The organism is Kitasatospora sp. LaBMicrA B282 (assembly GCF_050325825.1).
Taxonomy (GTDB): Bacteria; Actinomycetota; Actinomycetes; order Streptomycetales; family Streptomycetaceae; genus Kitasatospora.
In genome coordinates this window covers 1-8329 of sequence record NZ_JBNQTI010000255.1, presented here as the reverse complement: position 1 = coordinate 8329, position 8329 = coordinate 1, and the positions used below count along the sequence as shown (strand labels likewise).

The 8329-nt window shown below is 75.8% G+C and carries 11 protein-coding genes; 9 read left to right on the top strand and 2 right to left on the bottom strand.

Annotated elements, in window-relative coordinates; genetic code table 11:
• Positions 1-168: 168 nt before the first annotated feature.
• From ACQRUO_RS37165 to ACQRUO_RS37140, 6 genes are all read left to right on the top strand, one after another.
• Positions 169-1248 (top strand): ATP-dependent DNA ligase, encoded by a 1080-nt coding sequence (locus ACQRUO_RS37165; protein ID WP_428320597.1) that lies wholly within the window; start codon positions 169-171, stop codon positions 1246-1248.
• A 43-nt stretch (positions 1249-1291) separates the two neighbouring features.
• Positions 1292-1525, top strand: a complete 234-nt coding sequence (locus tag ACQRUO_RS37160; RefSeq protein WP_428320596.1) for a DUF3040 domain-containing protein — start codon at positions 1292-1294, stop codon at positions 1523-1525.
• 220 nt (positions 1526-1745) lie between these two features.
• Entirely contained in the window at positions 1746-2240 is a 495-nt protein-coding gene (locus ACQRUO_RS37155) for a hemerythrin domain-containing protein (RefSeq protein WP_428320595.1), read from the top strand.
• A gap of 50 nt (positions 2241-2290) precedes the next feature.
• The gene (locus ACQRUO_RS37150) at positions 2291-2572 is read left to right on the top strand and encodes a DUF6158 family protein (RefSeq protein ID WP_428320594.1); all 282 of its coding nucleotides are present in this window, start codon (positions 2291-2293) and stop codon (positions 2570-2572) included.
• A gap of 38 nt (positions 2573-2610) precedes the next feature.
• Positions 2611-3240, top strand: a complete 630-nt coding sequence (locus tag ACQRUO_RS37145) for a TIGR03086 family metal-binding protein (RefSeq protein ID WP_428320593.1) — start codon at positions 2611-2613, stop codon at positions 3238-3240.
• Between the two features lie 259 nt (positions 3241-3499).
• Entirely contained in the window at positions 3500-4441 is a 942-nt protein-coding gene (locus ACQRUO_RS37140; RefSeq protein ID WP_428320592.1) for an LAETG motif-containing sortase-dependent surface protein, read from the top strand.
• Between the two features lie 122 nt (positions 4442-4563).
• Here ACQRUO_RS37140 and ACQRUO_RS37135 read toward each other — a convergent pair whose 3' ends face one another.
• Positions 4564-4791, bottom strand: coding sequence for a DUF2277 domain-containing protein (locus ACQRUO_RS37135; RefSeq protein WP_428320591.1), 228 nt, complete (start codon positions 4789-4791; stop codon positions 4564-4566).
• Positions 4792-4912: 121 nt separating this feature from the next.
• On the opposite strand from ACQRUO_RS37135, the gene ACQRUO_RS37130 reads away from it, so the two are divergent.
• The 3 genes from ACQRUO_RS37130 to ACQRUO_RS37120 all read left to right on the top strand — a co-directional run bounded on the left by ACQRUO_RS37130 (position 4913) and on the right by ACQRUO_RS37120 (position 7791).
• A complete protein-coding gene (locus ACQRUO_RS37130; protein WP_428320598.1) occupies positions 4913-6463 on the top strand; it encodes an ATP-dependent DNA ligase in 1551 nt (516 codons plus the stop codon).
• Between the two features lie 85 nt (positions 6464-6548).
• Positions 6549-7199, top strand: a complete 651-nt coding sequence (locus tag ACQRUO_RS37125) for an NAD(P)-dependent oxidoreductase (protein ID WP_428320590.1) — start codon at positions 6549-6551, stop codon at positions 7197-7199.
• Positions 7200-7296: 97 nt separating this feature from the next.
• Entirely contained in the window at positions 7297-7791 is a 495-nt protein-coding gene (locus ACQRUO_RS37120) for a MarR family winged helix-turn-helix transcriptional regulator (protein WP_428320589.1), read from the top strand.
• Positions 7792-7859: 68 nt separating this feature from the next.
• Here the strand turns inward: ACQRUO_RS37120 and ACQRUO_RS37115 are convergent.
• Positions 7860-8329 (bottom strand): hypothetical protein (locus ACQRUO_RS37115; RefSeq protein WP_428320588.1); only part of this gene is annotated, 470 nt, incomplete at its 5' end.

The following is an 8329-nucleotide window of genomic DNA, read 5'->3' as shown; positions in this document are numbered from 1 at the left end:
CCTCAAACGCGCCGAGCACGGCAACCCGCCCGGGCCCGACGCGCCAACGGTCCGGCTGGTCGCACCCACCAGAACCAGGCCAAAAAGCCAGAAAACACCCTAAATCACCAGTATTGGCCCTAGGGGCCCGCGCTGCGCGGCGCGCGGGGGTGACGCACGATCAGAGGCATGGACCTTCCCGTGCTGCCCCCGATCGCACCGATGCTGGCCAAGGCGGTGGGCGAGATCCCGCCCGGCATGCACTACGAGGCCAAGTGGGACGGCTTCCGGGCGATCGTCTTCCGGGACGGCGCGGAGGTGGAGCTGGCCAGCCGGACCGGCAAGTCGCTGGCCCGCTACTTCCCGGAGCTGCTGGACGCCTGCCGCGCCGAGCTGCCCGAGCGCTGCGTGCTGGACGGCGAGATCGTGCTGGCGCACGACGGCCGGCTGCACTTCGAGGAGTTGCAGGAGCGGATCCACCCGGCCGCCTCCCGGGTGCGCAGGCTGGCGGCCGAGCGTCCGGCCAGCCTGATCGCCTTCGACCTGCTGGCACTCGGCGACCGCGCGCTGCTGGAGGAGCCGCTGGCCGTCCGCCGGGCCGAGCTGACCGCGGCGCTGGCCGGCGCCGGCCCCTGGGTGCACCTGGCGCCGGCCACCACCGACCGGGAGCTGGCGACCGACTGGTTCACCCGGTTCGAGGGCGCCGGGCTGGACGGCATCATGGCCAAGCCGCTGGACCAGCCCTACCGGCCGGGGGTACGCTCGATGTTCAAGATCAAGCACGCCCGCACCGCCGACTGCGTGGTGGCCGGCTACCGGCTGCACAAGGACGGCGAAGGGGTCGGCTCGCTGCTGCTCGGGCTGTACGACGCGGCCGGGGTGCTCCAGCACGTCGGGGTCTGCGCCTCGTTCACCGCCGCCCGGCGCCGCGAGCTGACCGCCGAGCTGGCCCCGCTGCGGCTGGCGGAGGCCGCCGGGCACCCGTGGGCGGCCTGGACCGAGGAGAGCGCCCACGAGGCGGGCCGGATGCCCGGCGCACCCAGCCGCTGGAGCGGCGGCAAGGACGCGCAGTGGGTCGCGCTTCGCCCTGAACGGGTCTGCGAGGTCGCGTACGATCACATGGAAGGGACGCGGTTCCGGCACACCACCCGCCTCGTGCGCTGGCGCCCCGACCGCGCCCCGGAGAGCTGCGACTACGGCCAGCTGGAGGAACCGGTCGGCTACGACCTGGCGGAGCTGCTGGCCGGCGGCACAGCCGGCGGGCGCTGAGCCGCGGCGCCCTGCGGAGCCGAAAGGACAGCAGGTGAGGATCATGATCCTCTCACGGCACGAAGTTCGCGAGAGCCGACGGATCGAGTCCCGGCTGGTGGCTGAGGACCCGGTGCTGGCCCGCCGGTTCGACCAGTGGGGCCGCAGCCGCGACCGGGTGGCCGAGGCCGCCGCACTGGCCGCCGGCCGCGACCCGGCGCCCGACGCCGGCCACCCCGCCACCCGCCTGCGCCGCCTCTGGCACGAGGTCGTCCGCGGCCGGACCCTGCTGCCATGACCGCCCGCGCGGCCGCACCGCCCGCCGGGCTCCCGGGCCCCGGACCGCCGGCCCCTCGGGCTCCCGGGCCGAACCAGGACGCTCCGGGTCGCCCCACTCCTGCCCGCCCGGTCCCCCGATCGGCCGATCGAACGCACCCGATCGGCCTTGCCGCCCGGCGGAGCGCCCGGTTTGGCACCATCGTTTCAGGGGACACGCGAGGCCGAAGAGGTGAGTGCGGATGTCCAGCGACGCGATCGTGGTGTTGAAGCAGGAGCACAAGGAGCTGCTGCGGCTCTTCAAGGACTACCGCGCCCTCGACCCCGCCGCGTCCGCAGCCCGCGGCGACCTCGCGCTGCTCATCGTGCACGACCTCACGGTGCACTCCTACCTGGTCGACGAGGTGCTGTACCCCGAGGTCAGCGCGCTGCTGCGGGACCCGGCCCACGAGGCGCTGCGGGACTACCGGGACCACACGACGGTCGACCGGCTCTGCGAGTCGGTGGCGGCCCGGCCGGTGACCGACCCGGCCTTCCCCGGGCTGGTGGACAGCCTGCTGTCCGCCGCCACCCAGCAGATGAGCCAGGAGGAGCGCGAGTGGTTCCCGCAGCTGCGGGCCACGCTGCGCCGCAAGGACCTGCAGGACATCGGCACCCGGCTGCTCGCGGTGCGGGAGACCGCGCCGCGCCACCGGGCCGGTCCGGTTTCCGGCGCCCCGCAGGGGGCACCGGGCTAACAGGGGGGTCGCGACCCGGCACCGGGTCGAGGACCGAGGAGGCACCCGCCATGCGACTGACCGCCACCCCGGACGGCGCCACCGGAGGCATCGCCGCCCGCAACCTGCTCGACGAGCGCCTGCTGCACGAGCTGGAACAGCTCCACCGGACCCGGCACGAGACCTTCCTCTACGGGTCCGAGGAAGCCCTGCGGCACCACACCGAGCGCTCGACCGAGCTGGAGGCGGAGTACCTGCGCCGCTTCCCGAACCGCCTGGTGACCGCCGGCCGCACCCGCTCCGGGGCCCGTGCCCGGGAGACCGCCGCCCGGATCGAGGCCCACCCCCAGTGAGCGCCGGCAGCCGAGCCACCCGGGCCGGGGGAGGCACCATGAGCCTCGAGCACTCCCAACGGCGGCAGCGCGAGGTGCTGCGGCTCTACCACGAGGCGCTGGCCTCCTTCGGCCGCCGGGTGCAGGGGGTGGCCCGCAACCAGTGGCGGGCGCCGACCCCGTGCACCGACTGGACCGTGCACGACCTGGTCAACCACCTGACGGTCGAACAGCTCTGGGCACCGGAGCTGCTGCTCGGCGCGACCCTGGCCGAGGTGGGCGACCGGTTCGCCGGCGACCAGCTGGGCGCGGACCCCGCCGCCGCCTGGACCCGGGCGGCGAACGCGGCCTGGACCGGCTTCGGCGTGCCGGACGCGCTGGTGCTGACCGTGCACCTGTCCTACGGCGACCGCCCGGCGCTGGACTACTGCACCCAGCTGACCGTCGACCTCGCCGTGCACACCTGGGACCTGGCCCGCGCCACGGGTCAGGACACCCACCTGGCGCCGGAGCTGGTGGAGTTCGCGCTGCACGCCCTCGCTCCGTACGCCGACCGCCTGGTCGCCACCGGCCGGTTCGCCGCCCCCGTGCCCACCGCGCCGGGCGCCGACCCGCAGACCCGCCTGCTCGCCCTGGTCGGCCGGCACTCCGCCCCGCTCCCCCCGGTCGACCCGGAACTCGCCGGCTGAGCGAGCCTGCCGGCTGCTTCCTGGACACCCGCTGAACGTTCCCCGAACACCGCCCGGATGCCGCGTCGCCATCGGCTGACGCGGCATCAGCGTGCCGTCCGACGACGGGTCAATCCCAGGGAACGCCCCGGCCGCGAGGCGGGACACACCGTCGGATATCGTCCCGCTCTCGGACGCGATGCCCCCGTCCGGTCAGCCGACCGGGCGGGGGCGTCGCGTCCCACCTCCACAGCGCACCAACGTTCAGGGAGCAAGCCCAGTGCACCACCCCCTCCGCCGGACCCTTCCGGCACTGGCGGCCCTCGGCATAGCCGCGGCCGCCCCCCTGCTCACCGCAGGGCCCGCCGTGGCGCGCGACACCGGGTCCTGCGGGACCGCGACGGTCGCGTACTCGGTCGACAACGGCGCCCACTGGACCACCGCCGGCGAGATGGACAAGCCGTACGGGGTGATCCAGGTCAAGCTGGTCGGCAAGGTCACCAAGGGTTGCCCGTACGAGGTCTCGCTGGCCTCGTACAGCACCGAGGGCCCGACCTGGGCCACCTCGGGCACCCAGGCCTTCCTCGGCTGGGCCACCACCACGCTGTCGAGCAACACCCCCCAGGCGACGCTGGACGTCAGCGGCACCCTGCCGCCCTGCTTCGGCCAGATCGACCTGTACAACAACGGCAACAAGTTCGACGGGGTCAGCAACCCGCTGCCGCGCTACCCGGACGGCGTCTTCCCGAACAGCCTGATCAGCCACTGGAACGGCGGCTCGGCCTGCGCCCCGACGCCCACCCCGACCCCGACGCCGACCCAGACGCCCGTCACCCCGGGCAAGCCCAGCCCGTCGCCGAGCGGCAGCAAGACCGGCTCCCCCAGCCCGTCGCCGACCACCGGCACCCCCAGCCCCTCGGCGAGCAGCAGCAGGACGGGCACCCCGAGCCCCTCGGCCGGCACCGGCAAGTCGCCGTCGCCCAGCGCCTCCGCCACCACCCCGGCCGGCACCGCGGCGACCACGCCGGCCCCGGGCGCGACCGACTCCGCCGGTCCGGTCGGCTCCTCGACCGTGCAGCCGGCCTCCACCACCCCGACCGGCCTGGCCTTCACCGGCACCGACGGCAGCCAGCTGGTCACCTACGGCGTGGGCGGTGCGGTGCTGGTCGCCGCCGGCGCCGGTGCGGTGGTCCTCACCCGCCGCCGCAACGCGCACCGCTGACCCGCTCGACGGGTTGACGGTCCGCCGATCCGCACGCCCGTGGCACCGGCCGCTCCGGCCGGCGCCACGGGCGTCCGCGTCCGCCGCGGAGTAACAGCCGCCCGCGGGGCGTCACCGCGCCGCTAGTCGTGCGCCCGGCCACCGCCGCCGCGGATCTCCAGCCCGGCCAGCAGCGTGCCGGTGGCCGCGGCCACGGCGGCCACCGCCTGGTCGAAGACGGCGCGGTTGTGCGCGGCCGGGGCGCGGAACCCGGAGACCTTGCGGACGTACTGCAGCGCGGCCGCGTGGATGTCCTCCTCGGTGACCTCGGGCGACACGGGCGGACGGAGGGTCTTGATGCTTCGGCACATGCCTCCAGTCTGCTCCCGCCCACCGACAATGCATAGACATGCGGCAAGCCACATACAGCGTCGGCATTCTGGCGGCGTGTCAGACCCGTTCCGGCCGGCGGGCCGGGGCGAGCATGAGGGCATGCTGCTGGCCGAGCTCGCCCGGACCTCGCACGCGGTGGCCGCCACCTCGGCGCGGTCCCGGAAGACCACGCTGCTGGCCGAGCTGTTCCGGGCCACCGAGCCCGCCGACGCCCCGATCGTGATCACCTACCTGGCCGGGCGGCTGCCGCAGGGCCGGATCGGCGTGGGCTGGCGGGTGCTGGCCGAACCCGTGCCGCCCGCCGCCGCGCCCACCCTCACCGTGCGCCGGGTCGACGCGGCGCTCGACGCCGTGGCCGCGGTGCGCGGCACCGGCGCCCAGGCCGAGCGGCGCCGACTGCTGGCCGAACTGTTGGGGGACGCCACCGCCCCGGAGCAGGAGTTCCTGCTCCGGCTGCTCGGCGGCGAGGTCCGCCAGGGCGCGCTGGACGCGCTCGCCGTCGAGGCCCTGGCTGCGGCCGGCGGCGCCCCGGTCGCGCAGGTGCGCCGCGCGGTGATGCTCGGCGGCACGCTCGGCGCCGTGGCCGCGGCGCTGCTGGCCGACGGCCCGGCGGCGCTGGCCGACTTCCGGCTCACCGTCGGCCGCCCGGTGCTGCCGATGCTGGCGCACACCGCCACCGGCGTCGCGCAGGCGCTGGGCCGGCTCGGCCCGTGCGCGGTGGAGGAGAAGCTGGACGGGATCCGGATCCAGGTGCACCGCGACGGCCCGCTGGTGCGGATCTTCACCCGGACCCTGGAGGAGATCACCGACCGGCTGCCCGAGGTGGCCGCCGCCGTGCTGGCACTGCCGGCGGGCCGGGCGGTGCTGGACGGCGAGGTGATCGCGGTGGACCGCGACGGGCGCCCGCGCCCGTTCCAGGAGATCGCCGGGCGGGTCGGCTCCCGGCTGGACGTCCCCGGCGCCACCGAGGCGTTGCCGCTCTCCCCGGCCTTCTTCGACCTGCTCGCGGTGGACGACCGGGACCTGCTGGACCTGCCCGCCGCGGCCCGGCACGCCGAGCTGGCCCGCCTGGTGCCCGAGCACCTGCGGGTGCGCCGGCTGGTGGCGGCCGACCCCGGCGATCCGGCCACCGTCGCGGCCGCGGAGCAGTTCACCGCCGCGGCACTGGCCCGGGGCCAGCAGGGGGTGGTGGTCAAGGCGCTCGACTCCCCCTACACCGCGGGCCGGCGCGGCACCGCCTGGCTCAAGGTGAAGCCGGTGCACACCCTGGACCTGGTGGTGCTGGCCGCCGAGTGGGGCCACGGCCGCCGCACCGGGCGGCTGTCCAACCTGCACCTGGGCGCGCGCCGGCCGGACGGCTCGTTCGCCATGCTCGGCAAGACCTTCAAGGGGCTGACCGACGAACTGCTCGACTGGCAGACCGAACGCCTGCAGCAGCTCGCCGTGGAGCGGCCGGCCTGGGGCGTGCGGGTGCGGCCGGAACTGGTGGTGGAGATCGCCTTCGACGGGGTGCAGCGATCGCCGCGCTACCCGGCGGGCGTGACCCTGCGGTTCGCCCGGGTGCTGCGGTACCGGGAGGACAAGCCGGCCGCCGAGGCGGACACGGTCGAGGCGGTCCGGGCGCTGCTGCCCGCGGGTCCGGAAAATTGACGAGCGCCGCCGGAAATATCTGACTACTCAGCTACTGTTGACTCAGATGACAGTCCGCACCGCCCCTAGCAAAGGACCACCCACCATGTCCAAGATCGCTGTCTTCGGCGCCAACGGCACCATCGGAAGCACCGTCGTGCGCGAGGCCCTGAACCGGGGCCACCAGGTCACCGCCGTGGTGCGCAACCCCGCCAAGGTCACCGAGACGCACCCGAACCTCACCGTGACGCAGGGCGACGTGCTCGACCCGGCCTCGGTCGGCGCCGTGGCCGCCGGCCAGGACGTGCTGGTCAGCGCGGTCGGCGGCGGCGACGGCCCGGGCCACCTGGCCACGATCGAGCCCGCCGCCCGGGCCCTGGTCACCGGTCTGCGCACGCTCGGCGACGCCGCCCCGCGGCTGATCGCGGTCGGCGGCGCCGGTTCGCTGCGCACCCCGGACGGCAAGCAGGTCTGGGACGCCCCCGGCCTGCCCGAGTGGCTGCTGCAGATCATGCACGCGCACGGCGACGCGCTCGACTACCTCCGCACGGTCAGCGACGTCTCCTGGACCAGCCTCAGCCCGGCCGCGCTGATCGAGCCCGGCGAGCGCACCGGCGCCTACCGCACCGGGCAGGACGACCTGGTGGCCGCCGCCGACGGCACCAGCCGGATCTCGGTCGAGGACTACGCCATCGCCCTGGTCGACGAGATCGAGCAGCCCCAGCACCTGGGCGAGCGCTTCACCTGCGGTTACTGACCGCCACGGCGCCGGCGCCGGTCCGGCCGTCCCGGCGGTCGCCGGGCTGGCACCATGAGGGGCGCAGCAGCCGCCCAGCAGCGAGGAGAGCCCCACCGTGCCCGACCCCGAGCCGCAGTTCCGCACCGCCGCGCAGGTGGCCGCCGATCCGGGGATCCAGGGGATCGGGGTGCTGCTCACCACCTCCGCCGTGGTCGAGCGCTTGCTCGGCGGTGCGATCCAGCGCGCGGCCGGGATCAGCCACTCGATGTTCGAGGTGCTGCTGATCCTGGCCGGGCACCCGGAGGGCGCGCCGATGAGCCGGCTCTCCGGACCGCTGGTGCTCACCAGCGGCGGCGCCACCCGACTGGTCGACCGGATGCTGGAGGCCGGCCTGGTCACCCGCACGCCCTCGCCCGCCGACCGCCGGGTGCAGCTGGTCGCGATGACCGAGCTGGGCGAGCGGACCCTGGTGACCGCGGCCACCGCGCACCGCCGGGAGACGGACCGGCTGCTGCACGGCGCGCTGGGCCCGGCCGAGGCCGCCGGCCTGGTCGAGGCGCTGGACCGGCTGGGCCGGCACGCCCGCACCGAACTCCCGCCGCTGGGCTGAGCCGCCGGGCCGGAAAAGGCCGGGCCCCGGGCCGGGTTGCCCCGGCGGCCCGGCGGGCCGGCCCGGGCTCAGGGCGCCGGGTTGCCGGGGTGCCCGTTCAGCCGCCCCGACCAGTGCGGTTCGACGGCGGCCCAGCCGGCCGCCCACTCCCGCTGGCAGCGCCGGTCCAGCACCTGACGACGCAGGTAGTACCAGGACAGCACCGCCGAACCGAGGACCAGCGTGCTGCCGGTGCCGATCGCGACCCCGAGCAGGGCCAGGCCGACCCGGCTCGGCGGCGGCGAGCTCAGCTCGCCGCGGTCGGTCACCCAGACCGGCAGCGTGCCGTCGGGGAGCAGCGGCCGGGTCAGGTTGACCTGGCTGGTGACGGCGTGTCCGGCCGGGTAGTCCCAGCGCACCGTCACCTTGGCGCCGCCGCCGTAGCGGCCGGCGGCGGCGCCGGCGTCCGGCACCGGTGGGCCGACCAGGTGGGCGTGCACGTGGTGGCGGTGGCCGGCCGCGTCGGCGGCCTGCCCGGGCGCGGTCAGCGCCCCGCGGG

What these genes read in the sequence shown, in the direction of transcription:
- ACQRUO_RS37165 (WP_428320597.1), top strand. Translation starts at nt 169, where the DNA reads ATGGACCTTCCCGTGCTGCCCCCGATCGCACCGATGCTGGCCAAGGCG.
- ACQRUO_RS37160 (WP_428320596.1), top strand. Translation starts at nt 1,292, where the DNA reads ATGATCCTCTCACGGCACGAAGTTCGCGAGAGCCGACGGATCGAGTCC.
- ACQRUO_RS37155 (WP_428320595.1), top strand. Translation starts at nt 1,746, where the DNA reads ATGTCCAGCGACGCGATCGTGGTGTTGAAGCAGGAGCACAAGGAGCTG.
- ACQRUO_RS37150 (WP_428320594.1), top strand. Translation starts at nt 2,291, where the DNA reads ATGCGACTGACCGCCACCCCGGACGGCGCCACCGGAGGCATCGCCGCC.
- ACQRUO_RS37145 (WP_428320593.1), top strand. Translation starts at nt 2,611, where the DNA reads ATGAGCCTCGAGCACTCCCAACGGCGGCAGCGCGAGGTGCTGCGGCTC.
- ACQRUO_RS37135 (WP_428320591.1), bottom strand. Translation starts at nt 4,791, where the DNA reads ATGTGCCGAAGCATCAAGACCCTCCGTCCGCCCGTGTCGCCCGAGGTC.
- ACQRUO_RS37130 (WP_428320598.1), top strand. Translation starts at nt 4,913, where the DNA reads ATGCTGCTGGCCGAGCTCGCCCGGACCTCGCACGCGGTGGCCGCCACC.
- ACQRUO_RS37125 (WP_428320590.1), top strand. Translation starts at nt 6,549, where the DNA reads ATGTCCAAGATCGCTGTCTTCGGCGCCAACGGCACCATCGGAAGCACC.